This window comes from Gelidibacter sp., from assembly GCF_053579655.1.
The window spans coordinates 1-24,471 of record NZ_JBMDWE010000050.1 but is presented as its reverse complement, the minus strand read 5'-3'; the positions used below and the strand labels follow the sequence as shown (position 1 = coordinate 24,471).

At 37.3% G+C, this 24,471-nt stretch carries 26 protein-coding genes; 12 read left to right on the top strand and 14 right to left on the bottom strand.

Features of this window, described 5'->3' with window-relative positions:
* Together ACOH2D_RS16995 and ACOH2D_RS16990 are read right to left on the bottom strand one after the other, a co-directional pair.
* Positions 1–223, bottom strand: a 223-nt coding sequence (locus ACOH2D_RS16995) for a transposase zinc-binding domain-containing protein (RefSeq protein ID WP_449535997.1), incomplete at its 3' end; no start/stop codon positions are given.
* Between the two features lie 2 nt (positions 224–225).
* Positions 226–912 (bottom strand): tyrosine-type recombinase/integrase, encoded by a 687-nt coding sequence (locus ACOH2D_RS16990; RefSeq protein ID WP_449535996.1) that lies wholly within the window; start codon positions 910–912, stop codon positions 226–228.
* Between the two features lie 534 nt (positions 913–1,446).
* Between ACOH2D_RS16990 and ACOH2D_RS16985 the strand changes: the two genes are divergently transcribed.
* The gene (locus ACOH2D_RS16985) at positions 1,447–2,181 is read left to right on the top strand and encodes a DUF8737 domain-containing protein (RefSeq protein ID WP_449535995.1); all 735 of its coding nucleotides are present in this window, start codon (positions 1,447–1,449) and stop codon (positions 2,179–2,181) included.
* 42 nt (positions 2,182–2,223) lie between these two features.
* Here ACOH2D_RS16985 and ACOH2D_RS16980 read toward each other — a convergent pair whose 3' ends face one another.
* Positions 2,224–2,724 (bottom strand): group II intron maturase-specific domain-containing protein, encoded by a 501-nt coding sequence (locus tag ACOH2D_RS16980; RefSeq protein WP_449535994.1) that lies wholly within the window; start codon positions 2,722–2,724, stop codon positions 2,224–2,226.
* 58 nt (positions 2,725–2,782) lie between these two features.
* A complete protein-coding gene (locus tag ACOH2D_RS16975) occupies positions 2,783–3,538 on the bottom strand; it encodes a reverse transcriptase domain-containing protein (RefSeq protein ID WP_449535993.1) in 756 nt (251 codons plus the stop codon).
* A 731-nt stretch (positions 3,539–4,269) separates the two neighbouring features.
* Between ACOH2D_RS16975 and ACOH2D_RS16970 the strand changes: the two genes are divergently transcribed.
* The 7 genes from ACOH2D_RS16970 to ACOH2D_RS16940 all read left to right on the top strand — a co-directional run bounded on the left by ACOH2D_RS16970 (position 4,270) and on the right by ACOH2D_RS16940 (position 8,307).
* Complete coding sequence (locus ACOH2D_RS16970) at positions 4,270–4,716, top strand: cytochrome c oxidase assembly factor Coa1 family protein (protein ID WP_449535992.1); 447 nt, start codon at positions 4,270–4,272, stop codon at positions 4,714–4,716.
* A gap of 241 nt (positions 4,717–4,957) precedes the next feature.
* Positions 4,958–5,482, top strand: coding sequence for a TetR/AcrR family transcriptional regulator (locus tag ACOH2D_RS16965; protein WP_449535991.1), 525 nt, complete (start codon positions 4,958–4,960; stop codon positions 5,480–5,482).
* Between the two features lie 11 nt (positions 5,483–5,493).
* Positions 5,494–5,904 (top strand): DUF1348 family protein, encoded by a 411-nt coding sequence (locus ACOH2D_RS16960; RefSeq protein ID WP_449535990.1) that lies wholly within the window; start codon positions 5,494–5,496, stop codon positions 5,902–5,904.
* Between the two features lie 169 nt (positions 5,905–6,073).
* The gene (locus ACOH2D_RS16955; RefSeq protein WP_449535989.1) at positions 6,074–6,505 is read left to right on the top strand and encodes a UPF0158 family protein; all 432 of its coding nucleotides are present in this window, start codon (positions 6,074–6,076) and stop codon (positions 6,503–6,505) included.
* Positions 6,498–6,896: a hypothetical protein gene (locus ACOH2D_RS16950; protein ID WP_449535988.1), complete on the top strand. Its 399-nt coding sequence runs from the start codon at positions 6,498–6,500 to the stop codon at positions 6,894–6,896. Before ACOH2D_RS16955 ends, ACOH2D_RS16950 begins: the two co-directional genes overlap by 8 nt.
* A gap of 434 nt (positions 6,897–7,330) precedes the next feature.
* A complete protein-coding gene (locus ACOH2D_RS16945) occupies positions 7,331–7,837 on the top strand; it encodes an Xre family toxin-antitoxin system antitoxin (protein ID WP_449535987.1) in 507 nt (168 codons plus the stop codon).
* On the top strand, positions 7,837–8,307 hold the full coding sequence (locus tag ACOH2D_RS16940; protein ID WP_449535986.1) for an RES family NAD+ phosphorylase: 471 nt from the start codon (positions 7,837–7,839) through the stop codon (positions 8,305–8,307). The genes ACOH2D_RS16945 and ACOH2D_RS16940 overlap by 1 nt, the downstream gene beginning before the upstream one ends.
* Positions 8,308–8,937: 630 nt before the next feature.
* On the opposite strand, the gene ACOH2D_RS16935 is transcribed toward ACOH2D_RS16940, so the two are convergent.
* The 6 genes from ACOH2D_RS16935 to ACOH2D_RS16910 form a co-directional block, all read right to left on the bottom strand.
* Positions 8,938–9,390: a PepSY-like domain-containing protein gene (locus ACOH2D_RS16935; protein WP_449535985.1), complete on the bottom strand. Its 453-nt coding sequence runs from the start codon at positions 9,388–9,390 to the stop codon at positions 8,938–8,940.
* Between the two features lie 152 nt (positions 9,391–9,542).
* A complete protein-coding gene (locus tag ACOH2D_RS16930; protein ID WP_449535998.1) occupies positions 9,543–10,031 on the bottom strand; it encodes a P-loop nucleotide/nucleoside kinase family protein in 489 nt (162 codons plus the stop codon).
* 298 nt (positions 10,032–10,329) lie between these two features.
* Positions 10,330–10,755: a hypothetical protein gene (locus ACOH2D_RS16925; RefSeq protein WP_449535984.1), complete on the bottom strand. Its 426-nt coding sequence runs from the start codon at positions 10,753–10,755 to the stop codon at positions 10,330–10,332.
* Between the two features lie 237 nt (positions 10,756–10,992).
* Positions 10,993–11,841 (bottom strand): DNA damage-inducible protein D, encoded by an 849-nt coding sequence (dinD, locus tag ACOH2D_RS16920; protein ID WP_348036738.1) that lies wholly within the window; start codon positions 11,839–11,841, stop codon positions 10,993–10,995.
* A gap of 96 nt (positions 11,842–11,937) precedes the next feature.
* On the bottom strand, positions 11,938–12,141 hold the full coding sequence (locus tag ACOH2D_RS16915; protein ID WP_348036740.1) for a hypothetical protein: 204 nt from the start codon (positions 12,139–12,141) through the stop codon (positions 11,938–11,940).
* A gap of 16 nt (positions 12,142–12,157) precedes the next feature.
* Positions 12,158–12,568 (bottom strand): helix-turn-helix transcriptional regulator, encoded by a 411-nt coding sequence (locus ACOH2D_RS16910; RefSeq protein ID WP_449535983.1) that lies wholly within the window; start codon positions 12,566–12,568, stop codon positions 12,158–12,160.
* Positions 12,569–13,621: 1,053 nt separating this feature from the next.
* Between ACOH2D_RS16910 and ACOH2D_RS16905 the strand changes: the two genes are divergently transcribed.
* Genes ACOH2D_RS16905 through ACOH2D_RS16895 form a run of 3 tightly spaced genes read left to right on the top strand, consistent with a single transcriptional unit; the run spans position 13,622 to position 20,629 of the window.
* The gene (locus tag ACOH2D_RS16905) at positions 13,622–16,606 is read left to right on the top strand and encodes a SusC/RagA family TonB-linked outer membrane protein (protein ID WP_449535982.1); all 2,985 of its coding nucleotides are present in this window, start codon (positions 13,622–13,624) and stop codon (positions 16,604–16,606) included.
* A 20-nt stretch (positions 16,607–16,626) separates the two neighbouring features.
* Complete coding sequence (locus ACOH2D_RS16900) at positions 16,627–18,024, top strand: RagB/SusD family nutrient uptake outer membrane protein (protein WP_449535981.1); 1,398 nt, start codon at positions 16,627–16,629, stop codon at positions 18,022–18,024.
* Positions 18,011–20,629, top strand: a complete 2,619-nt coding sequence (locus tag ACOH2D_RS16895) for a S9 family peptidase (RefSeq protein ID WP_449535980.1) — start codon at positions 18,011–18,013, stop codon at positions 20,627–20,629. The genes ACOH2D_RS16900 and ACOH2D_RS16895 overlap by 14 nt, the downstream gene beginning before the upstream one ends.
* 39 nt (positions 20,630–20,668) lie before the next feature.
* Here ACOH2D_RS16895 and ACOH2D_RS16890 read toward each other — a convergent pair whose 3' ends face one another.
* The 4 genes from ACOH2D_RS16890 to ACOH2D_RS16875 all read right to left on the bottom strand — a co-directional run bounded on the left by ACOH2D_RS16890 (position 20,669) and on the right by ACOH2D_RS16875 (position 23,972).
* Positions 20,669–20,932 (bottom strand): DUF6520 family protein, encoded by a 264-nt coding sequence (locus tag ACOH2D_RS16890; RefSeq protein ID WP_449535979.1) that lies wholly within the window; start codon positions 20,930–20,932, stop codon positions 20,669–20,671.
* A 54-nt stretch (positions 20,933–20,986) separates the two neighbouring features.
* Complete coding sequence (locus tag ACOH2D_RS16885; RefSeq protein WP_449535978.1) at positions 20,987–22,510, bottom strand: MauE/DoxX family redox-associated membrane protein; 1,524 nt, start codon at positions 22,508–22,510, stop codon at positions 20,987–20,989.
* A 100-nt stretch (positions 22,511–22,610) separates the two neighbouring features.
* Positions 22,611–23,585 (bottom strand): helix-turn-helix domain-containing protein, encoded by a 975-nt coding sequence (locus tag ACOH2D_RS16880; protein ID WP_449535977.1) that lies wholly within the window; start codon positions 23,583–23,585, stop codon positions 22,611–22,613.
* A 21-nt stretch (positions 23,586–23,606) separates the two neighbouring features.
* On the bottom strand, positions 23,607–23,972 hold the full coding sequence (locus tag ACOH2D_RS16875) for a DUF7793 family protein (protein ID WP_449535976.1): 366 nt from the start codon (positions 23,970–23,972) through the stop codon (positions 23,607–23,609).
* A gap of 206 nt (positions 23,973–24,178) precedes the next feature.
* On the opposite strand from ACOH2D_RS16875, the gene ACOH2D_RS16870 reads away from it, so the two are divergent.
* Positions 24,179–24,376, top strand: a complete 198-nt coding sequence (locus ACOH2D_RS16870) for a hypothetical protein (protein ID WP_449535975.1) — start codon at positions 24,179–24,181, stop codon at positions 24,374–24,376.
* Positions 24,377–24,471: the final 95 nt, after the last annotated feature.

Sequence of the window (24,471 nt, the reverse complement as noted above, 5' to 3'; positions counted from 1 at the left end):
CCTGGCACTTCGGACAGTGACGGTTGCGACAACTGTTATAACTGAGGTGCAACTTACCGCAGGTCGGATTGTTGCAACGGTCGATGTGACCGCCCAATGCCGAGGTGCGACATTTGCGCAACGCGTGCAGGGTACGTTCTTGCCAGCCATTGGCACAATAACCGGCAAGATGTTCCCTGTTTCGCTCCAGGACATGGGCTACTTCATGGACAGGATTCGACACCCCTATTGGCCATAAAGCCTGTCCAACGGACTGAACGGCTTTTGTCTGCCCGATTGTGCCACATGGAGGTAGATAAGGGTGGTCTGGATATCTGCATGTCCCAAAAGATCCTTCACGCTCATAATGTCCAGACCCATTTCCAGCAGATGGGTGGCATAGCTGTGCCGCAGGATATGGGCGGTAATTTCCTTTTGGATGCCACTGTGCTTGCGGGCCTCACGGACGATCCACTGGACGCCCTGTGAGGAGATCTGCCGCGGTATGCCCGACTTGTCGTTGCCCGTAAAACACCACGTATCCGGGTTTTCGGCAAGGAAGTATCTCTTTAGGCCACGGACCTGCATTTCGGACAGGGGGACATACCGATCCTTGCGCCCTTTTCCCTGGCGCACGTGCAACATCATCCTGTCAAAATCCAGATCCCTGCGCTGTAGTTTGCACAGTTCAAAATTACGCAGACCACAACCGTAGAGCATTGCAAGTATCAATCGGTGTTTCAGCAGTTTTGGAGTGCCAAGCAGTTGTTTTACCTCTCTTTGGTTCAATACCACGGGGAGTTTCTCGGGGCGCTCAATACTGGGGAGCACCACGTGCATTTCTTTCATCCCAAAGATGCGGTAAGCATAGCGAAGACCATAAACGGTGTGCTTGAAAAAACTGTCCGAAGGGGTTTTGTGCTGCGACTTCAAAAGGTGCAGATAATCCAGGATCTGTTCCTGATCCAGGTCAAGTGGACTACAGTTGAAATGGAATCCGATGTGCGCCAGGCAGCGGGCATAGTTGGTAAGGGTGCTTTGGCTTTTGCCGGAGAGTTCAACCGAACGCTTTAGTTTGTGGTAGAGTGCTGCAAACCCTGGAACCGAAATAATCGCCGTTTCGATGAGGGTGTCATTTTTTTTTCATAATATTGAGTATTACATTAAACCTTGATCCTAAAGGTAGTGAATCGTGATGGAAACGTCTCGTGAAGCTACCTTTAGGTTTAGTTCAACAACGCATATAAAACATAGCTATTACAGGCTTTCCGAGAGGTTTTTGCTTCTTTATTAAGTCCACCAAATTTTTATTTTTGTACATTTAGAAAATTAAAGATAAATAGAAAAAATAAAAATTCGGCTCGTGTATAATTCGAAAGGTCAGCGTCTATTTACACGCTACGTTTCATATACAAGACCGTTAGCCGTCATTGTACAGCAACACCGTAAAAATTGAACAAATAGAAAATGATTGACAATTTACCGACATATATTTCATTGGCTTTTGGACTGACAACAATTGCAACTTTACTGCTTTTTATTTGGGCAATCAGAAACTCAAATTCTGAACTGACACGAAAAAAAGCAATGCCAATTTTTATCGGTTTGACAATTTGGTTGACAATTCAAGCGGTTTTGACTTTAAAAAATATTTACAATTCTGACACAAATACTTTTCCACCAAAAATCATATTGACAGGTATTTTGCCGACAGTTTTTACAATTATTTTGTTGTTCGCAACCTCAAAAGGAAGACAATTTATAGACAGTTTGCCACTTAAAAACTTTACTTACCTAAACATTGTGAGAATACCAGTTGAAATAATTTTGTTTTGGCTTTTTCTCAACAAATCAATTCCAGAATTAATGACATTTGAAGGTCGAAACTTTGACATTCTTGCTGGAATTTCTGCACCAATGATTGCATATTTTGGACTGACAAAAACAAAACTGAACCGACAAACAATTTTAATATGGAATTTTATTTGCCTTGGACTTTTAGTAAATATTGTTGTGAATGCTTTTTTTTCTGCACCCTCACCAATTCAAAAATTTGCTTTTGACCAACCGAATATTGCGATTTTAAATTTTCCGTTTAGTTGGTTGCCGACCTTTATAGTTCCAATTGTTTTATTTGGTCATCTAATATCAATCAGACAATTAATGAAATATAAAACTAACGATAAAACAACGAACTGCTAATCGAGTAGACGGGTAACGACTTAAAAGTTGCCACTGCGCCTCTCACACCACCGTACGTACGGGTCTCGTATACGGCGGTTCGCAAAAAGATGGATTGAGTTCTAAGTAAACATCGGTCAATGATTGGTATCCTCGCATTTTCAAGCGTTTGAAAGTAATAGTTGTACCTAAAATAGGACTCTGTGCCGTTGCCCAACCACCTTTTCGAGTTCTGCTCCATGCGTAGGCGTGGTCTTGGTCAATTCCTAATCGTATGAGGTTTTTCCTCTTCCGTTCAGGCTTCTTCCAGTCGTGCCAGATGCAGTAGCGAATTCGGTTTCTGAGCCAACCATCAATATCGCGCAGTTTACCTGTTATACTTGTTCCCCGAAAATAGTTTAACCATCCCCGTTGAATTTCCTTTAGCTTAGCGATGCGGTCTCCTAGGTTAACTCCCGTGGTTTTTTGAGTTATGCTTTTGAGTTTTTCTTTTAGTTTCTTCCATGCCTTTTCTGCCACTACCAACTGATACTGGTTCTTGCTTCCTTTCTTGTACACAGGCACAAACCCAAAGCCCAAAATAGTGAAGTTTACAGGTTTTCTGATCCCGCTTTTCTCTCTGTTAACGGTAAGCTTGAGCTTGGTATTTAAGAACTTGACAAGGGCCTGCGATGTAGTTTTCGCCTGACTGTGATTTGCAGTAGATACTAAAATCGTCGGCATATCTCACAAACTTGAGCTTCCTGCTTGTCATTTCCCTATCCAGCTCGTGGAGCAGGATATTTGACAATAAAGGACTTAAAGGAGAACCTTGCGGAACTCCCTTTCTCCGTTTTTGCAGTTTGCCGTTGATCTGTATCGGTGTTCGTAGCCATTTGCGAATGAGACGCATCGTGGTTTCGCACCTCACTTTTTTGAACACCAGATTTAGGAGCAGACAGTGGTCTACTTCGTCAAAGAAGTTTTTCAGGTCGATGTCCACAATGTGGTTCATTCCCTGATGGATGTAGTCCCGTGATTGTCCGACAGCTTGTCGGGCGTTTTTATTGGGACGGAACCCAAAACTGCTTGCGCTAAATTCAGGTTCGAATAGCGGTGCCAACACTTGCGATACGGCTTGTTGCATCACTCTGTCAGTGGTGGTGGGAACGCCCAACAATCGGATCTTCCCATTGTCCTTGGGGATTTCAATCCCCAAGATCGGTCGGGGCAAGTAGTTGTCCGTTGTAATATCCTGAAGCAGTTGGTTCTTTAGGAAAGGAAAACTCTCCTTGAGCTGTCTGGTTTTTATGCCATCAACTCCCGCACTCCCTTTATTGGCGATGACGTGTTCCAACGCTTTTTGAAGATTGTAGGGATGCACTACTCGTCCAATCATGTTTTGTTTGTTCTACATTTTAAAACTTGATAATCTGTTCTTGTTCTTTGGGGCTATGGCTCGCGCCATTCCTTCAAAAATTAAGAACCCTTTTACGTTCTGTCCTTCCTTGTTCGTGAGACCTCTACCTTTCTGATGGTAGCTCGTTGCCACAAGTACTATGACGTCTGCTGACTTCTCTTTCTGATCAACCCGTAATCTAAGAGACCTCCCCAGGTAATGGCATCTTCTTTCCCTCGATTCCTGCCGTATCTACATCCATGCACTTTTGTAATCTTTGGGCTTTACAATGATGTGCTTGCTTACCCGTGCATAAATGCCTCTTATACGGTTTCTGCTTGGTTTATCCTGAGCTTGTCGAAGGGTCAGTACCGAGTTTTGTAGTCCTGCTTCCTTCACTTCCTATCTCACGACAGACAAGCTTGCAGCTTACTAATGGTTCAAGGCGTTACCCCTGCCCATAAGGGACTTGCACCCTCTAGATTAATTATTTACCTTTCGGTAAATTAAAGATGCCCATGCTGGGCACACACATCGGTTTGGCAATATGGCGGGTTTAGTGCTAAATCGAAGATTTGTGTTTCCTTTGAAGTTCTGTGATTATAGAAAATTTTGGCTTCTTTATCCGCCACATCGCCAAGCCGAGAAACGTTGCCCACCATTTAAAAAAAATCGTAAAAGCGAGAAAATTTTGGCGGAATATTTTAAGTTATTGCATAAAACAGGAAAAGATGAATAACGAACTGATTGAGCAAAAAAGTTGGTGGAAACGGAACTGGAAATGGCTCGTTCCTGTAGGCGGAATAATTCTGATTTCACTCGGAATTTTCATCAATTCTGGAATGGGTGGAATAATAACTGACTTTGCGCAATCTTATTCAGATACTGAACTTTATGAAAATGCTCTTTTAAAAGTAAATAATGACCCGAAAATAAATAAACTACTCGGCGAAATTGAACCGCTGGGAAAAATGGCAATTTTAGAAGGACAGACAGAATACAGTAATAATAACCAATCAGTAAATTCAACTGTTCGGATAATCGGAAAGAAAGGAAAAGCGAAAATGGATATTATAGCGGGCAGAATAAATGATGAGTGGAAATATTCAAAAATTAACGTCCGAATTAAAAATCCTCCTGAAAAAAAACAAACGATTGAAATCAACATAACGGAATAAAAACGGTGGGCAACACTATGTTAAAATAATTGCTAGTTCTCGCCTACTGGGAAATTCCTGCGGAATTCTCCACAGTCTCGGTCTATTTTTGTTATTTTAGGTGTTTAATCCACGCAACTATTCAACTCACACATAAACGTTGTATGCAATATGACGAAACTAACAAAATTAATAAATATAAATAGACAGACTTGTCTGTATATCTATATTTTCATATCTTTGTCGAACTAAACAAAAGGATATGAATGCGCCTCGTGAAAGAATATTAAATGTCACTTCAACTTTATTTCACCATCAAGGATATAACCGAACTGGTGTTAATCAGATAATAAAAGAAGCGAAAGTTGCAAAAGCAAGTTTCTATCAACATTTTAAATCTAAAGAAGATTTGTGTGTTGAGTTTTTAAACACAAGACATAATTATTGGTTTGCCGAATTAGAAAAATTTATTTCCAAAGTTCAAAATCCCAAAGAAAAAATATTGACCTCGTTTGACTTTTTGATTGTTATGAATATCAAAGAGAATTACAGAGGCTGTAGTTTCTTGAACATTCTTTCAGAAATATCAAATGATCAAGAAAAAATATTAACAATCATTCAAAATCATAAACGGGATTTAAGGAGCTTCTTTAGAGACCAAATTCAAGACGAATTATTGTCTTCTCACATTTATTTACTCTTTGAAAGCTCTATTATAGAAAGTCAAGTATTTAAATCAAACGAATTAATTGAAAAATCTAAAAGTATTACAGAAAAATTAATATAAATATTCAAATAATGGAACAAAAACATCCTCTTCCACCATTTACGTTGGAAACTGCAAAACAAAAAATTCAAATGGCAGAAGATGCCTGGAATTCTCAAGATCCAGAAAAAGTAAGTTTAGCATATACTGTTGAAAGTGAATGGCGAAATCGTAGTACCTTTATTAAAGGTCGTAAAGAAATTGTACGTTTTTTAGCGGACAAATGGAAAAACGAATTAGACTATAAATTAAAGAAAGAATATTGGTCACATTCTGAAAACAGAATAGCTGTTAGATTTGAGTACGAATATAAAAATAAGAATGAAAAATGGTTTAGAGCATACGGTAATGAGAACTGGGAATTTGACCAAAATGGTTTAATGGAAAAAAGATACGCAAGTATTAATGACCTTGAAATTCAAGAAAGAGATAGACAATTATAAAAAACATTACATACTACAAGCCCTGTAAAAATAATTGCTAGTACTCGCCTACTTGAACATTCCTGCGGAATTTCCACAGGCTCGGCCATTTTTTCTATTTTAGGTGTTTAACCCACTCACCTATTTATATAAAACCGTTACCCCAAGAATAAAAAATTTCCTAACACATATGAAACCGACTAAAAAGGAAATAGAAGAAATTGCTGATAACCTAGATTGCGGGATGAGATGTTTTTATAATCTTAAATCGGGTGAGATTAAGACAATACCCAATTTTGATAGCTGGATAGATGCTGACAAAGAAACCTGGGATGACGTATCAAATGAGATTGATGAAAATTGGAGTGATTATATTGAGTTTACAGGATTTGAATCTCATGAATCTTTTAAATTAATGGTTGATTTTGCGCAGAGCGTAGATGATATTGGCTTACAGAACAAATTGATTTATGCATTAAACAGACTAAAGCCATTTCAAAACTTTAAGTGGCAAATTGATAATTCAGGAGAGTATCGGCAACAGTGGTTTGATTTTAAAAAAAAACATTATATTCAATGGGTTAAAAACCAGGTTGATTTAAACAATAAAGATTTTGAATAATACCGATTTAGATAGAGATGTAAAAAGACTCATTCACAAAAATCTGTATGACAAAGGATTTGTCTGCGTTGTGGATATACTTTTGCAACAAAATTACTTGACAAAAAAAGATTATGATGACTGGCGATCTGGACGGGTTGATTATCTCGAAAAAGTGTGCAAAATTAATTTAGGCAAACTGACTTTGATAAATAAGTTGATTATGAAATATTCCACTGAATTGGATTTGAAAAGCTCATGGACTGGATACAACCAATATGGCAAAGGAAAAAATCGTCGTTTAAGATTTAGTAAATCAGGAGATAAAACTATTGAAGACAGTTATGCAACGCATTATATTGATAAAGAAAGAATGATTGAATTAATGAAAAGCCAGCCAACCATTAATTGAGTAAACAGGTAACCATTTAAAAATTGTCACTGCTCCCCTAACACCACCGTAAGTACGAGTCTCGTTACCGCCTACCTGCGGGAAGGTCCAGCAATTGACCTAATTGAACTTTGAGATCTGCTAATGTAATCTACCATAGGTCGATACCCTTTTTGCCTGAGCATATAACCTTAGCATAGAAAGAGGATTGAAAAAACATATACCTATCTAAAATCGTTTTTTTTGAATGTCTTAAAGTTAATATGCAATTCGATCGGATTTATTAATAGAGTTTTTTAAGCTCTGGTCTATACCTCAGAGCCAAGCCAAGTGGTGTGAGCCGAATAGTTATTGGCAGTAGTTCTTATTTTAATCAATAATTCTTAAGTCAATAAACTTAGATATCACGACTATATATTGTATATTTACAATCGTATAGACATAAATATACAATTATGGATGTAAAGCTAAAATCAGAAGATTCAAATAAAAGGAAAGGTGTAGCACCAACAGCTAGGGCTGTTAGAAAAGGAAGAAACCCCATTAGTCCCACTAAATTCTCACCGTCTTGGGTTGTTGATAATGCTAAAGATGCCCCAGGATTTCAAATGGAATTAATAAGTCGTATCAGAGAAGGCGTGAAGAAAACAGACTGGAAGCAATTAATACATTATACGGGTTCTACTGAAAAAGAGTTTGAGCATATACTTCCAGCATCCATTAGTAGCATGCAAAAGAAAGCTGTTTATGGAAAAGAAACGTCAGAACGAATATACGAACTGGCGAGATTATTCGGAATCGGTTATGAAGTTTTTGATTCTAAAGAAGACTTTAAGAAATGGTTAATGACTCCCGCCAGGACTCTTGGGGGTAAAATTCCATTTGAACTGCTTGATAGTAGTTTTGGCTTTGAAATGGTTGAAAATGAAATTATTAGAATTCAATACAATGTTTATAGCTAATGATTGTATATCGAATTGCAAATGTAAAATATAAAGATTTAACACTTTCTGGAATAGGAGCTGAAAAGGTTGGTGGCAGATGGAATAATGTTGGAACACGAGCTGTTTATTGTTCAGAAAATATTTCATTGGCGCTGCTAGAGTATTATGTTCACTCTGAAAATATTGCGTATTTGCCAAAGAAAATATTAATTGCGAAAATTCAATTTCCAGATAATTTTGCAATAGAAGAATTAAAAGAGATGCCGGAAAGATGGAACCAATACCCATATTCTTCCAAGACAACAGAAATTTTTACAGACTTAGCAAAAGACAGAAATATTTTTGCATTACGAGTACCATCCACTATTGTCGGATTAGAATCAAATATTATCTTAAATCCCTTATATAAAGAATTTGGCAAAGTAGAAGTTATTCAGTTTATTGATTTACCTTTTGATGAAAGACTCACAAAAGATAAACGAGAATAAAATTAGATAAATTAAAAAATGTAATTATTCTGGATGAGTCAGAATTCTGACTTACATAATTTAATTTATTACATACAGTATCCATACTTTATCCATACACCGTCCATTCTTTATCTATAGGGTTAGGTTAGTTGAATGACAGACTGATTTCATTCAATTTCTCTGATATTTAGTTAGATGAACACGACCGGCTTATGGTTGCAATTTCAAAACTAAAACACTATGTTTATACCTCCCTATAAACCAAAATATTATGAATACTAAAAGACCAAAAGGAATTAAAATAGATCCTACTAGGCTAAATAACAAAGGCGCTAAATCAGAAATCAGAATTTCACCTCCAAAGAAACCGATCGATAAGAAATAGAGTAGCAATAGTTTTTATTTTAAATCTTTAGCTTGGGTTGGATATATGCTATATAGTTTAAAACATTTTACAATTAGTTTTCTTTCTTTTAACCCACACGTTGCTCTTTATAAACTGTATATCAAACAGATGCTTCAACATATGATTTAGCACTGGCCTATGCCACCTAGACGGGACAAAGGCAGCGAGCTGTTCTTAGCTCTTGGCAGCTGGCATTACTTTCTGATGTTACTTTTACTATTAAATTTAATAAAAAGTTGACGTCATTTATGTTTCCAATTTTCAACCCTGATAAATTGTCCTTTTAGAGTGAATTCTATATCTAAGCCATTATCAAGTTCTATTTTTTGATTGCCGTCATCTAATTCCCAATCCGTAATTACATTGTTTGGGTAATTTGATTTTACATATTCGAGAATTTTAACAGGGATTACCTCATCGGGAAGTTTAGATTTTGACTTAATTTCCTTTATTTTGTAATCTGGCCTGAACTCAAGAGAAACTTTGTCTGATAAAGATATCTCATATTTTTTATAAACTGGGTGGTCATCGAATGATGCCTTTAGTACGGTATTCTTTGGGAAATAGGTCGCAATATAAGTGTTGATTTTTTCCGGAATTTGTTCTTTAGGAATTTTTCTGTTCTGTGCGTTCACATTAAAAGTGATTGAAGTCAAAATCATCACTATCCACAATTTAGTTATTTTACTTTTCATTTTTTTTAGTCTTTAATTACTAAATATAAAAAAAATCAGCAAACATTTTTTTAACTTCTGATTAACTTTAAAGAAAACAAGGCTTTAATTTTGTTAGGATGTCAGAACTATTATGGGGTTGTGCAACGGCTACCGGTGTTGCCACCGTTTTTTTATTCCATAATTATTATTCCTCCATCAATCTCTTTTTTGTTGGGTTTTTCAAACCAACTTTCCATAAAATCGAAATTTTCCTTAGTTACTTCAAATTCGAAAGTAGCTCCTTTTTCAGCATTCCGTTTCATTATTCTTTTCAGTCGAGATTCTTTAGAAATATCCAAAAAATGAGTTTTTAGTTCGATCCTATTCGATTCGGCGAATTTTCTAAATTTTTCTCTATGCTTAAACTTCGATAATCCCAAGTCCAGAATAGAATCCGTTTTGGAGTTTTCTAATTGTTGGACTAATTCCATAATCATTTCCTCCGCTCTGTCAATTCTTTCCAGAAACCACTCCAATCCGTCATTCGGCTTTTTGTCGGCAAGAAATAATGTTTTATTCCACTTGTCTATTGAAAATATAATTCCGTTGGTTTTTCTTTTTAGTTCATTTGAGTATGTTGTTTTTCCAGAACCGGTATTTCCAACTATCAGGTGTATCATTTGGTTTTTTTTAATATATGGCAACGTTTTGGCGCTTGGCGAAGAAGCGGATTTCGAAGCATTAAACTTTCTACCAGCACTGAACACCATAAGAAGCACAAAGCTTAATTTAAGCACTGAACTCGCTTTTTGCCAAACGCTTGTTAGCGGTTCGAGCTTCTTTTTCACTCATTTGATGAATTTAATGGATTCCATCCAAATTCTTTCTCTATTTGTCTTCTATATTCCGTGTCAATTTGTCTTGGTGCTTTTCGAATAAATTCTTTAGCTAATTTCCTTTCATTGTGTTCAATTTCATTCAAATGAGAAATGATCTTTCAATTGATGGTCTTTCTTTATTAGTCTTGTCAGAATATGATAAGCCTGTCCAAATAACACAGTCAATTTTTTTTTCTTTTAACCAATTTTGAATATCTTCTTGAATTTCGTCAGTTACATTGTCATTTTGGGTCAGACTATGTATAAGAGAATCCTTTTTAACGCCTTCCCTCTTAATGAGAGATTCTTTTGCTTCGGTAAGGTCGTCACAAGTCATCAGAGTCCATAAAGTTCGGATAGGTTTTGCTTCTTCGTCTATGATAAGTGTTACTCTATTGTCACTGGATATTCTTGTAAATTCAATTGGTAAAATAGGTCCATCTTCAAACCAATAGTTTTGGATTTTAAGTCTTTCTGGTCTCCATATCAAAGACCCCCATCCTATACAAGCAATTTTTTGTTTCATTGTCATTTATGTTGTTTTTAGCCTGACTGCTAACACATGTATAGACCCCACCAGTCGCACCTATTATTAGTCATATATTCTTATCAAACATACTTTTTAAAACCAAATATAATTTAAGTTAAAGCCGTATTGATGCGAGAAACCGCACACATAGCTTTTTATCAAAAAAACATAAAACTAAATATGATTGAAAATATAAAAACACACCAGAAAGCGACGTTTTTTTAGAGAATTAAATTAATCCTTTCTCTTCGAAGCATCTAACCTTTTGTTTTGTTGTTTTTCAATTATTTTAACGCTTTCAACAGTTGGTAAGTCTTCAGGCATTGTACCTCCCAGTTCTTCTATTGTTTTGCGCACTTTCTTACCGACTTCAAAATGGGCTTTATTTGCATTTTGTTTTCCTTGAATATTTTCTCTGCGCAATTTTTCTTCCGCTTGAGTTGCCCGGAATAAATTGGCTGCCAACTCGGTACTGCCCATATGATCTAAAATCTGCTGACTTTTTCTCAAGCCTTTTTTATGATGAATTCCTTTTGCATCTAAACCTCCATAAAGTCCTTTATATCCGTGATTCTGGAAAACAGCATAATCTATTGGTTTGACCACACCTGATTCCTTGGCTGCTGCAGCCAATTGAGTGTTGTGCTTCGCTAATTCATTTCTCAAAAACAGTCTGCGCTCATCTTCCGTTGACAGATTGGTATATTCATCCATCTGACTGATTTCTTGAATACGTGTCTGTACGGCAAAATAAGTCTGTCCTTGAGCTACAATTTCCTTAGATGGATCAGCGTTCTGAACTATTAAATAAGATGCATACCTAGACAGCTTCACACTATTAACCTCTCGTTGAGCTGTTTTACCTATAGATACCATTTCGAGGACATCCTCGAAATGGTCTGAAACTTCATACCCACTATTTACACAAGCTTCTTTAGCTCTTTCAATTACTGGTAAAAAATGTCGGTATTCTGAATACTCTAGTATTTTTGCTAAATCTCTTGCGCTCCAATATTCATTACGCAGGTTATCTATTCTCTTTGATTGCTCAAATACTGTTTCGGTTGCTGCATTCTTTGCCATTGGTTATTGTTTATGATTAAACTTTTCAAAACGTTATCAATTCGAGGAAGTCCTCGCATTGATCGATAATTTCTTTTATAAGATTAGTAAGTTTTTTTAATACTTATACAAATCAGGAATTAAAATATCTAATTCTCTTTGAAACTCCTTCCCTAAATTTACATTTTCAAATTCAAGCATATAAATACTACCATCTTTTGTTTCACTAATATTATAATCTCCTCTATACTTATTAATCATACGATTAAGAAGCGCTTTTTTGTTTTCGTACTTATCAGGTATTGTAAATTGAATTTCCATCTTTTATCTTTTATGTTTAGCCTCCATTTCCCTCACCATTACTTTTTTTATGTTCCTTTCTTAAACCTTCAAGAACTTTTACAATCTCTGGATTATAAACATTTTCTTCTTTACCAGTTTCTTTATTGATAATTGTAACTTTAAGCGGGAGATTCTTAGCCTTCATAAGACTATTAAACTCTGTTTGCAAAACCTTTCCAAGTCCTGTATCTAAAGGTGAGTCTTCATTTATAATCAAATCATGATATCCCACTTCCAATAATTCAACAAGTTTATTCATGTGTACGTTATTAGGCTGATATACATTATTCATCCATTGACTAACAGTAGTATGGTGCACATTAAGCAAAACAGCAATTAATTTATTACTAACCCCTTTAAGCTTAGCCACTTCTTTTATTCTATTTCTGATTTTATTCTTATCCATTTTAAAATAATGTATTATTTTCTCATAAAAGTTTGGGTATTACTCAAACTTTCGTTATGTTTGTTTTATAATTAATGCGACACTAATAGTTAGGCGCTTAGCGTTTTAACTCATGATGTCTCTCTATATGGGAATAATCCGGTAAATTGTCACCCTAGAGAGTCAACCATAAGGTCGCCTTATTTGGATTTTTCATATATTTGAAACTTCCAATGGGCGGTCTATGCGTTTGTACTTCGATGGGTAAGAGATTTATCTCTAAGGTTTTCGACCGGATTTCCACACATTATCGAAGGAGCTAGACCACTCGTTGGTTATTTTAAACACTTCATAATATTTCCCTAAGAGAAACATCGTTCCATAATTTAATTGTGAGAACGATTTTTTGTTTCTAGTCAGTAGCTCCCAACTACCTTCTGAAAAGAAAATAGCTTCAAAAAATCATACTTACAACAGGTACTGTAATATTAGGTTGTGTTAAGCCCAAATATTACAAAATCCAAAACCGCCCTAGGTTCCCAATATGTTGGAAGAAACCCTGGTTGGTGCTTATTTAAAAAATCGACAGTTTAAAAGTAGCATCAATCTTAACGTTTTCCAAATGTTTTGAGGATTTACCTAAAATATAGGACAGAAAGGCATTTAAAAAATAATACTAACAATTTAAAACAGAAACATTCATGTCTAACAAATTGTGACCAAACTTAAACCTCATCATTGAGATTCGCTACAAATGGAGTTTGCAATAAAAATCTCGCTATAGCCAATTGCAAACTCTTAATCCCTAAGAAAATGGCAGCACTACCAAAAGACAGTGCCACATAGCGAAATGTTAGAATTAGTCTTTGGGAAAGGGCTGCTGCATCTGTTAGATTTGGTTTCTAAGCAGTGGCCCAACTTCCCTAAAAAAAAATGCCTATGAGATGAACATAACGTAAAATGACACCGCCGTAAACCATAAATCGGCATAAAAAAAGCCCGCTCCCAGTTTACCACGACATCGGAGCAGGCCAAAAGTTAAAATAATTGTATCACTTTAACCAACACAAAACTATGATAAATAATCATAAATCAGTAAGGTGGCGGCGTATATTTAGCTGTAATCTTCTTTTCATAATTTTAACCCTGCCACTCACGGCCCAAGATATACTGGTCACTGGCAAGGTTATCGATGCCCACTTGCCCATCTCTGGCGCCAATGTTCTTATTATAAATACTACAAACGGTGTGGTAACAGACTTTGACGGACGATACCGTATTACCGCCAAACCAACCGACACGCTTCAGATCTCTTATTTGGGATATACCACACTTACAATCCCTATTCTAAACCGCAGTATGATAAATGTTACACTACAAGAAGATGCGACCACTTTAGGAGAGGTACAGATTAATGCGGGTTATTATACTACTACAGACCGTGAGAAAACGGGGAGTATTGCGCGCATTACGGCTAAGGACATTCAAGGGCAACCAGTCAATAACCCGTTGGAAGCCTTGATAGGTAGACTTACCGGTGTTGATGTGGTACCAACCTCAGGGGTTCCGGGAAGTGGGTTTGAGGTAAAAATTAGGGGTCAAAACAGTATTATGGGTGGTAATGCACCCCTGTACATAATTGACGGGGTACCTTTTGATTCACAATCATTAGGAGCCTCAAATTCATCACTTACCATAATTCCCTCAGGTAATATAAGTCCTTTAAATGCCATAAATCCCGCTACAATAGAGTCGATAGAAGTACTCAAGGATGCGGATGCTACAGCTATTTATGGTTCTAGGGGTGCCAACGGGGTGGTACTTATCACCACAAAAAAAGGAAAACAAGGAGATACCAAATTTACAATAAATAGTAGCGCGGGCATTGCCAATATCACTCTTAAAAGTGACCTCTTAAACACGGCGCAATATATTGAAATGCGTCGTGAGGCCTTTGCCAATGACGGTATTGCCACCTATCCTTATGATGCCTACGACGTCAATGGCACTTGGGACCAAACCCGTGATACGGATTGGCAGGAAATACTTATTGGCGGGACGGCAATTACCCGTAAACTGGAAGCTTCAGTAAGTGGGGGCAGTGAGCGCACACAGGTTTTACTAAGTGGCATGCATCAAAATGAAACCACCGTCTTTCCGGGAGATTTCAATTATGACCGTATTAGCATAAACTCTAACCTAAATCATCATAGCATAAATAAAAGATTTGAAATGGTATTCAATAGTGCATATACCATTGAAGATAACCATTTGCCTAGTTCAGACCTCACTTCCAATGCCCTTTGGCTTGCTCCAAACGCACCCCAATTGTATGATGATGCGGGCAGCCTTAATTGGGCAAACAATACATGGACGAATCCGTTGGCACAACTGGAAGGAACATATACTAGTTCTGCCAATACCCTAATTGCAAACGCTGTGCTAAACTATCATGTTCTCGATAATTTAACGCTTAAATTGAATACGGGCTATTCCAACACGGTCTTGGAAGACCAGAGACATATTCCCCATACCATCTATAACCCTGCTTTTGGTCTGCAAAGCAGAATTTCCCAATCTTACTCCCATCAGGCGCAACGCAACACCTTTATTGCAGAGCCCCAATTATCTTGGTCATTTTCCAATGCTCAACACTCATGGCAACTGCTGTTGGGGACAACCTTCCAAAACCGTAAAGAAGAAAGGCTAACCTTATTGGGGGTGGGCTTTTCAGATAACAGCTTTTTAGGAGCTTTAAGTGCGGCAAACAACCTGCGCATTCTAAATGAAAATCAGCTGGAATATAAATACCAATCCCTGTTTGGGAGGATTAATTATGCCTTTAAAAAGAAGTTGTTTTTAAATGTGACCGCAAGACGTGACGGATCGAGCCGTTTCAGCACAGGTAATAGGTACGGTAATTTCGGGGCGGTCGGAGCGGCTTGGGTTTTTTCTGAAGACTTAAAATTACCTTGGCTTTCATTTGGTAAAATTAGGGGAAGCTATGGCATTACCGGAAACGACCAAATTGGCGACTACCAATATCTTCAAACTTATACTCTAAATGATTTCACGTATGATGGTAGCATTGGGCTAGCTCCCTCAAAACTCTACAATACCAACTTTGAATGGGAAGAAAATCTTAAAAAAGAAGTGGCATTGCAACTTGAGTTTTTTAAAAGACGCCTCACTGCATCGGTAGCATTCTACAATAACCAATCTTCCAACCAACTCATTAATTACACTTTGCCGCATACCACGGGTTTTGCATCTATACTAACCAATTTAGACGCAGTAGTAGAAAATTCAGGTTGGGAATTAGAATTGGGCGCAACGTTTTTACGTTCCAAAAATTTTAGTTGGGACACCTCACTTAACCTCACCTTACCCAAAAACCGGCTTTTGGAATTTCCTGGCTTAGAAGAGTCATCCTATGCCAACCGCTTTGCCATTGGACAACCACTTAATATTTACAAATTTTATCATCTAACAGGGGTAAATACAGAAACGGGGCTTTTTGAGTTTGAAGACTATAATGCCGATAGCATGTTGGATAGTACCAATGACCGTCAGTATATAGCCGATTTGAACCCAACATTTTTTGGAGGCCTCTCCAATAGCCTAAGGTATAAAAACTGGAATTTGGATCTATTCTTTCAATTTGTGAAAAAAGAAGGGATCAATGCATTTTATGGAAGTCAACCCGCAGGGATCATGTTTAACCAACCGGTAGATGTTTTAGACCGTTGGCAAAAGGCAGGAGACATAGCCTCCATGCAGCAGTTCACAACAGGCAGCAATGCGGATGCCTATACAGCATCCGCGCGTTTTGGGTCAAGTAGTGGTGCCATATCCGACACCTCCTTTATAAGACTAAAATCTTTGGCACTGTCCTATTCACTGCCTTTGGACAATAGTAAAGAAACATCATGTAGACTCTACGCTCAGGGACAAAACCTTTTCACCTTCACAAAGTTTAAGGGAGGAGACCCTGAGCAAGGATTTGGCTTTTTGCCCCCTTTAAGAAGGCTCCTTTTGGGCGTGCAATTACAATTTTAAACCTATTAAAATCTAACATTATGAATACATTTAATAATAAGCTATATAGGTTCAAAATTGCCTTTAAGCCAGGTCTATTGATTTTTACTCTGCTTCTGTCCAGCTGTGACAAATTTTTGGAGACAGATAATCCTACGGGGCAAATTCCGCATCTGACAATATTTGAAAATCAAGCCACAGCCACTGCTGCCGTAACCACCATGTACGCCAAACTCAGGGACGATGTCCTTTTGGCAGGCAACGCTACTGGTTTAGGTACGTTGATGGGCTGTTATGCCGATGAGTTGACATATTATGGCTTCCCTAACCAGTCTTTAGCAGCATTCTCCAATAACCAAATTGTGGCAACAGATGCGACGGTGGCCAGATTATGGTCACGTAGCTATAACCTGATCTACATGGCAAATGCTGCCATTGAAGGTTTACAGGTCTCACATACAATCCCCGAAAAGGTCCGACAGCAATTATTGGGAGAAGCACTGTTTATAAGGGCAATGACTCATCATTATTTGGTAAGACTGTTTGGAAATGTCCCTTATATCACAACCACCGATTATGAAATCAATGCACAGGTTTCCAGAATGCAGGAAAATCTAGTTTACGAACTGGTAGTGACTGATCTTTTGGAAGCCAAATCCCTCGTGGGAGAGCCCTATGTCTCAAATGAGCGAATCCGCTCGAACAAATCAGTGGTTTCCGCCTTACTTGCTAAGGTCTATCTAGATATTGAAGAATGGGAAAATGCAGAAGAGGAAAGCAGTCTGCTTATCAACAACAGCGCTTACAATTTAGAGTTGCAAATGGACAACGTATTTTTAAAAACAAGTTCTTCGGCAATCCTACAACTTAAAAGTAAGAATACGGGCTCCAACACTTTAGAAGCCACAACATACACCTTCTCTTCGGGGCCGCCACCACTGGTAGCACTGAACAACCAGTTAGTGGAAGCCATGGACGAAAACGACCTGCGCAGAACCTATTGGGTGGGTAAAGTGACAACAGGAACACAGACTTGGTACTTTTCAAACAAATACAAGCGGTATGAGGGAAATGGCCAGCAATACTCCACCGTATTTCGTTTGGAGGAACAATACCTGATAAGGGCAGAAGCGAGAGCTAAACTAAATGATATGGTAGGTGCAAATTCTGACATCAATTCCATAAGGATACGTGCAGGATTGGCACCCATAACTGCGGTTACCATCGAAGAAACCCTGTTCGCCATATATCAAGAAAGACGTTTTGAACTTTTTGCGGAACATGGCCATCGCTGGTTTGATTTAAAAAGGTTTGGGAATGCAGATGAGGTTCTCTCTCCATTAAAAGAAGGATGGGGACAAACTGACATCCTCTTGCCCATTCCAGATTCGGAGATCTTGATGAATGTTAATTTAAACCCACAAAATGAAGGGTATTGAACCTAAACACAAGAAAGACATGGCAATAGTTACTGAATGGAAACAACTGTTAAGGTTCACAATGATGTTTTTTGTGGGAGTCCTTAATGTTGGGGCACAAGAGGGCCGGATACCATACTCCTCAGAATTGGATGCTCAATGGAGTAGAGCCACACACATCAATGCACTGTCTCCTAACGGCAAATGGGTGATAATTACAGAGGAATTTGATAACAAAGCAACTATACACCATCTAAAACATACTAAAGATACAGTGTCATTTACGCTTCCAGAGAGTGAATGGATTACGTTTTCTACTAACGGCAGATGGTTTGGTTGCATTGGCAATAAACAGGGCGTGCTCAATATTATTGACCTCCAGACAAACTCAAGGAGGACCTACCCCATGATACAATCCTTCCACTTTTCTAAAAGTGGTAATTATTTGGCAGCACTAAGAAAAGATGAGGATAGCTCAACAACGCTTTTGGTCATGTCTTCAGACGGTACACATACAACTTCCATATCGGGTGTTAGTGCCTATATGTGGAACCCTGATAATAACAAATTAGCGGTAATTGTCAAAGAAAATAGCCTCAATAAGGTGCTCATATATGATATGCTTTTCGATAGGCATAAGGTCATTAAAGAAATCGAAGGCAGCACCTATGGCCAGTTGAAATGGAGTGGTTCGGGTAATGCCCTTGTATTTACCGAACAGCGTCAGGCAGACAGTTATATCCATTATTATAGATTGAACGACGTTACCAAAACAATCGATTATACACGCTTAAACCAAAAATTTCCAGATTTTAAGATCAAGACCTCTTCTTTATTCTTGTCCGACGATGGAAAAAAGCTGTTATTCTATAGACAAAAGAACACACCCAAATTTAATGAGGTCAAAAGCACACCAGAAATATGGCGGTCTGAGGACCCTTGGCCCTATCCTAAAATGAAAATGTATGAACAAAGGGAAACATCACAGTTACTCACAGCCTGGTATTCCGATACTGATGAACTCACGGCAATAGAAACACGAGAATATCCTAGCGCAGCCTTGGATGTCAATCACAAATATGCCTTAGTGTTTGATCAAACCATTTATGAACCCCTATATAAGCAATTTCCAAATACTGATATACATGTTAGGGATATGGCAAGTGGACAAACCCATTTAGGAGTTAAAAACCAATACACAGAGTCTGGATTTGCTAGCATCTCACCTAACGGGAGATACCTCACTTTCTTTAAAGACAAACATTGGTGGGTTCATGATATGGCGACGAAAAAAACGGTAAACTTAACCCATGATATGAAGGCCTCTTTTGAAAACAAGGAAAGTGATCGTGCAGGAGATGTGTTTCCTTATGGAAGCCCGGGTTGGACCTCAGATGATAAAAGTATTATTTTATATGACAAATTTGATATTTGGCAACTATCTCCTGATGGTCACTTAAAAAAAAGAATCACCAAAGGACGAGAGAATAAAATACAATACAGGATCAATAAAGATTATAGACGCAATTCATATTATTTCTTGACGGTTAATGTGAGTTTTTCCTCTTCGCCGTTCAATCTAGAAAAAGGTGTAATTCTGGAGATGTATGACCCCAAAAGTCATGCCTCAGGTTACGCCCTCTGGAAAGCCCAGGATAGTATTAAAACCTTGCTTTTCGAAAACAGAAAAATCGATGATATCTTAGTTTCGGAGGCGTTTGATATGGTTATCTACAGAAAACAAAAATATAATGAACCTCCTAGCATCCATATTCTAGATATAAAATCACGTGAGCAGCACCTCATTTTCCAAAGCAACCCTAAGCTAATGCAATTTGAACTGGGGAAGGGGGAACGAATTGAGTACATAACAAAGGAAGATACACTTTCAGGGTCTTTAATTTACCCTGCAAATTTTAATTCTCAAGATAAGTATCCAATGATCGTGAACATCTATGAAAAACAATCCAAACAAATAAATACCTTTTATCCGCCTTCCTATTATGAGACTATCGGGTTTAATACTTTAACATATGCTATAAATGACTATTTTGTATACTATCCCGATATTGCATATAAAAAGGGAAACCCAGGTGTGTCCGCATTAAATTGCGTAACCGCGGCAATTGATAAAGCCATAGCATCAGGATTTATAGATAGGGACAGGATAGGACTCATTGGCCATTCCTTTGGGGGTTATGAAAGTGCATTTATAGCCACACAGAGCAATAGGTTTGCTGCGGTGGTGGCAGGTGCACCTGTGACGGATTTTACAAGCCATTACCATAGCATGGGATGGAATTGGAATAAACCGGAAATGTGGCGTTATGAAAACCAACAATGGCGCATGGGTGACAGTTATTATAATATAAAGGAAGTCTACATGCAAAATTCGCCTATTGAACATGTAGAGAATGTAACAACTCCTTTGTTGCTATGGACAGGAAAAAAAGATTATCAAGTTTATTGGCAGCAAAGTATCGAAATGTTTTTGGCCTTAAAACGGTTAGGCAAACAAAGTCAACTAGTATTATTTGAAGATGAAGGACATGCCTTATCAGATACAACCAATAAATTGCAATTGTCCAGGGAAATTATGAACTGGTTTGAAAAGTATTTAAAATAAATACGTGGGACAAAATAAATTGTCCCACGTTTTTAAAATTTACTGTAAATGCGTCAATTCATTGACACACGAAGTGCCATTTACATCGGGCATTTCGTAAACTTGAAAACTACCCTGCTTACATAAGGGCCCACCCAGATTGTTACAGTCCCGCGATGCAGGTTTGCAGTCTCCATTTTCAAAGATGTAACCTGCAATAAGGGCCTCATCCGTTGAAGTCTCAATGTCATTGGCAAATGCAAAGACTATCGCCAACATAAATACAAAAATTGGCATTCCTACCTTTAAAATTTTGGTTCTCATGACTTATTTTTTTAAATTATACAACGACCTACTTTTTTTTACAGGTGTTCGGTCTTAATCCTGATACTGTACAGTATGAGTTGCTTTAAAACCTGTGTCAAAATATTCTGGTTTTAAACGGTATAGCCATATTTGGTCATCAACAATGGCGACTAATAAGTTTTTGTAGATTCGAAATTCACTAAGATTTTTTCCGCGTTGGTGGTAGAGGTAAAAACTAAAAACGTATGACGTATCTTTAATGTTATATACATCAATAATAGAAGCTGAACGGAGTACTTTATCACTTTCATAACGACCCAAACGATCACTTTGAATAAAGAGTTTATCTCCATAAGTAGCACCCAGTCTATTAACGAGAACAGATTTGCCCCCTAGCTCAAATTGTTTTTTTGCGCTGTAATGTGCAATATCCAAAATTGGCGTATTGATAGTGTCAATAGTCTTTCCGGAAGACCAATACACCAAATCCTTGTCCAGTATTTCATATGTATTTTGATAAAAATAAAGGTATATGAATTTTCGCTCTGTAGAATTCCAAAGCAACACACCATCGGTATCAAAAGTACCATTGTTTAGTTTTCCGATTAAAAGGTCTTCCACCAAATTTAAGTCAATAATTGAGTCTCCTATCTTATGCAATAAACCTAAAGCATTGTATGCTTTGGCGGTACTTTTTGTGGTAATTCCAATACTTACTGAGTCAACAACGGTAAAGGAAGAAAAATAGGCATCTCGATATGAAAATACAGAAGCTTTCCAAGTGCTTGTGTAGCCCCTAAAAATTACGGGCACTGTCCCATCTCCAAGATAGAAAAAAGGCGGGTTTATGGATAACTTAACCTTCCGGTAAGGTAAATGAGTGCTATCAATTTGTATCCTAACCGGATCACTTTGTTGCAAAGAGCTGTCTATGGTGGTCATATAGAGAGGCGCATTGTAATTTCCCAAATACATTTTTTTCTCACTCATTCCAGCAATATAATAGGAATTGGATTTTAGAGTAAGGGTGCCAATCTGTTCAATTGGATGTGGCATATACCGTCGAATAAAAGCATTGTTGCGTTTGTTCTGTTTCTCAGAACTCAGAAAAATAAGACAGACTATAGCGACACCTAAAAAAGTAAAAACGCCTACTTTTAAGAAGGCTCTATTTCTTTTTTTAGAAAGTATAATTATAACAAACCCCGATAATAAAATAAAAAGGATATTAAAAATCAAGTGTTCTGTCCATCCAAGATCTTCCAAAACCCCACCACACGAGCAGGGCGTAAAACTAGTAAAATTTAAAATAATTAAAATATAGGATGTAAACATAACCATCATACAGTAAAACCCATATAGCCCCCACACTCGAAATCTAGAAACCATGAGAGACAATGCAATGAGCAGTTCTAAAATTGGCACCCCAATCGCTACAGGTTTGGCATAGGCACTTAACAAGGGCGACTGACCTAACTGTGTCTCGAATGTTTCAAAATCCAAGAGCTTACTTAAAGCAGCATATACAAATAATAAAATGAACAGTAAACTGACCATCCAAGGTATTTTTTGAGTAAAGGATTTAGGAACTCTCATATCATTTGTATTGATATGGTAAAGTTCAGGACTTCTATTTGATTGTAAGGGAGTACCTTTTGACTAAAAGGGATTAAAAATTTGAAGCAATTAATGCAACCTATGGATCGTTTTTTTTGCGCATTTCGCTTGGCGAGAGCGAATAGGTTTGCTTGAATGACCTTGAAAAATGGGCTAAGCTTTTGAACCCGGTCATTTCGGCTATATTTTTAAACGGTCGGTCGCTATAACGCACCATCATCATTGCCTTTCTCAGACGCTCCTGAATCAAAAACTTATGCACAGTAGTGCCATATAATTCTTTAAACCCATATTTGAGTTTAAATTCGTTGGTTCCAAGTTCGAGTGCAAATTCTTTAAGTGAAGGAAAGTCATCCTCTAAATTCGCAAGTATCATATTACGAGCCATTCTAATCTTTCGAATGTCTTCAGAGCTCAATCGCACTTTTGACTTCTTCAGTACGGACGTCCTATCATTTTCAGACCCCTTTTTTCCTTTAAGCTTTATTTCATGGTTATTACCTTTGATCCCCGACTGAAGTTCGTTTTGATAATTCGAATGGTGAATGATGGTTATAAGTATTTTATAGCCTTGTGCATTTTTATAATATCTGGAGACATATGCAGTTTTAGGAATCTCAAGACCTTCTTTGGAATTAAATACAACGTCGACGGAGGTGTCAAATGTACTTCTATTTGCACTCTTATGAAAAACATTCTTCCATTTCTTGACAGAGTCTTCTGTTAAAAGTGCTTCAAAAGGCTGGTCAATAATATTCTTTTTGCGCCTTGATAGAGTTTTACAAGCTGGCCTATTCACCATTTCGACTATGCCCTCTTCATTAATGATGAAACTCATTTGGACAACATCTAATATTGTGGAATCCCGATTGGCATATCCCTGATGGATAAAAGCATCTTGCAACTCTTCGGCGAGCATATTAAAGCCAAGGATAAAGGACTCAATAATGTCTTTATGTTCTGAGCGTTTGATCCGATGATAATAACTTCCGGATGTCATTTTTAAAAGCATCACTTTAAGCGAAGATAGTCTCTGTTCTATATGTTCTTCCATGGCAACATACTTTTAAATAACCTACCTAAAGCCGTTCAAAAACTTAAGAGCTTCTTCACTGTTTGAAAAGGACCTTGTAGGTATAGGGGGTGAATTTGTTGACAAATATAAATCTGATAGCATTTCTGAAACTGGAGAATCAACAACAAAGGCGACAGCTTTAACGAAAGCAGACCCTTCTAATGATAAATATGCACGTGATGCTTTATCTATTCCCTGTATAGCTCGGATATCACATAGTACAGGCATAAATTGTCCTGCCTGTAACAGAAGTCGATCCTTCACAATATGAACCGCTTGTGAAATGTCCAGATCAATATTTTTGTATATGACATGTACTATTCCCTCAACTATCTTATAGGTTGCATAATCGTTTTCATGGAACATAATTAAGCATTTTTAAAAACTGGCAAACTCAAAATTACAAAATATGCTATTGCTTTACTTAACCTATCAGGAGGGAGAATTGGCAAATCAGGATTAAAAATTTGCCTAAAACGGATGAATGTTTGATTAATCGGGATTATAGTTAGGTTAAATCCTACAATTTCCCGGAAAAGATATTAAATTTTATGTCACAAAAAAATAATATCATGGTAAAAATCCAAAACAACAATTTTTTAGAGTCTGTAAATGATGTATTTATAGATTCTAGTAATAAAGATGCACTTTACTTATTTGCAAAAAGAGCAATCCGTACAGAGAGAAATATTAATGTTAAAAACAAAAAACTAGACGCCATCGTTGATGAAAAAACACCTAAATACAGACATCAGACACTTACACCCTAGAACTTTTGGGTTTACGAGAATATAAATAATCAACGACATAAGTTTGTAAGGCATGAAATACCAAGAATTAATATCGGAATACCAGATGCACTTAG

Bases quoted from the DNA above. Each gene is read 5' to 3' on its own strand.
- ACOH2D_RS16985 (WP_449535995.1), top strand. From the start codon at position 1,447: ATGATTGACAATTTACCGACATATATTTCATTGGCTTTTGGACTGACA.
- ACOH2D_RS16975 (WP_449535993.1), bottom strand. From the start codon at position 3,538: ATGATTGGACGAGTAGTGCATCCCTACAATCTTCAAAAAGCGTTGGAA.
- ACOH2D_RS16970 (WP_449535992.1), top strand. From the start codon at position 4,270: ATGAATAACGAACTGATTGAGCAAAAAAGTTGGTGGAAACGGAACTGG.
- ACOH2D_RS16965 (WP_449535991.1), top strand. From the start codon at position 4,958: ATGAATGCGCCTCGTGAAAGAATATTAAATGTCACTTCAACTTTATTT.
- ACOH2D_RS16960 (WP_449535990.1), top strand. From the start codon at position 5,494: ATGGAACAAAAACATCCTCTTCCACCATTTACGTTGGAAACTGCAAAA.
- ACOH2D_RS16955 (WP_449535989.1), top strand. From the start codon at position 6,074: ATGAAACCGACTAAAAAGGAAATAGAAGAAATTGCTGATAACCTAGAT.
- ACOH2D_RS16945 (WP_449535987.1), top strand. From the start codon at position 7,331: ATGGATGTAAAGCTAAAATCAGAAGATTCAAATAAAAGGAAAGGTGTA.
- ACOH2D_RS16940 (WP_449535986.1), top strand. From the start codon at position 7,837: ATGATTGTATATCGAATTGCAAATGTAAAATATAAAGATTTAACACTT.
- ACOH2D_RS16935 (WP_449535985.1), bottom strand. From the start codon at position 9,390: ATGAAAAGTAAAATAACTAAATTGTGGATAGTGATGATTTTGACTTCA.
- ACOH2D_RS16930 (WP_449535998.1), bottom strand. From the start codon at position 10,031: ATGATACACCTGATAGTTGGAAATACCGGTTCTGGAAAAACAACATAC.
- ACOH2D_RS16925 (WP_449535984.1), bottom strand. From the start codon at position 10,755: ATGAAACAAAAAATTGCTTGTATAGGATGGGGGTCTTTGATATGGAGA.
- dinD (WP_348036738.1), bottom strand. From the start codon at position 11,841: ATGGCAAAGAATGCAGCAACCGAAACAGTATTTGAGCAATCAAAGAGA.
- ACOH2D_RS16915 (WP_348036740.1), bottom strand. From the start codon at position 12,141: ATGGAAATTCAATTTACAATACCTGATAAGTACGAAAACAAAAAAGCG.
- ACOH2D_RS16910 (WP_449535983.1), bottom strand. From the start codon at position 12,568: ATGGATAAGAATAAAATCAGAAATAGAATAAAAGAAGTGGCTAAGCTT.
- ACOH2D_RS16905 (WP_449535982.1), top strand. From the start codon at position 13,622: ATGATAAATAATCATAAATCAGTAAGGTGGCGGCGTATATTTAGCTGT.
- ACOH2D_RS16900 (WP_449535981.1), top strand. From the start codon at position 16,627: ATGAATACATTTAATAATAAGCTATATAGGTTCAAAATTGCCTTTAAG.
- ACOH2D_RS16895 (WP_449535980.1), top strand. From the start codon at position 18,011: ATGAAGGGTATTGAACCTAAACACAAGAAAGACATGGCAATAGTTACT.
- ACOH2D_RS16890 (WP_449535979.1), bottom strand. From the start codon at position 20,932: ATGAGAACCAAAATTTTAAAGGTAGGAATGCCAATTTTTGTATTTATG.
- ACOH2D_RS16885 (WP_449535978.1), bottom strand. From the start codon at position 22,510: ATGAGAGTTCCTAAATCCTTTACTCAAAAAATACCTTGGATGGTCAGT.
- ACOH2D_RS16880 (WP_449535977.1), bottom strand. From the start codon at position 23,585: ATGGAAGAACATATAGAACAGAGACTATCTTCGCTTAAAGTGATGCTT.
- ACOH2D_RS16875 (WP_449535976.1), bottom strand. From the start codon at position 23,972: ATGTTCCATGAAAACGATTATGCAACCTATAAGATAGTTGAGGGAATA.
- ACOH2D_RS16870 (WP_449535975.1), top strand. From the start codon at position 24,179: ATGGTAAAAATCCAAAACAACAATTTTTTAGAGTCTGTAAATGATGTA.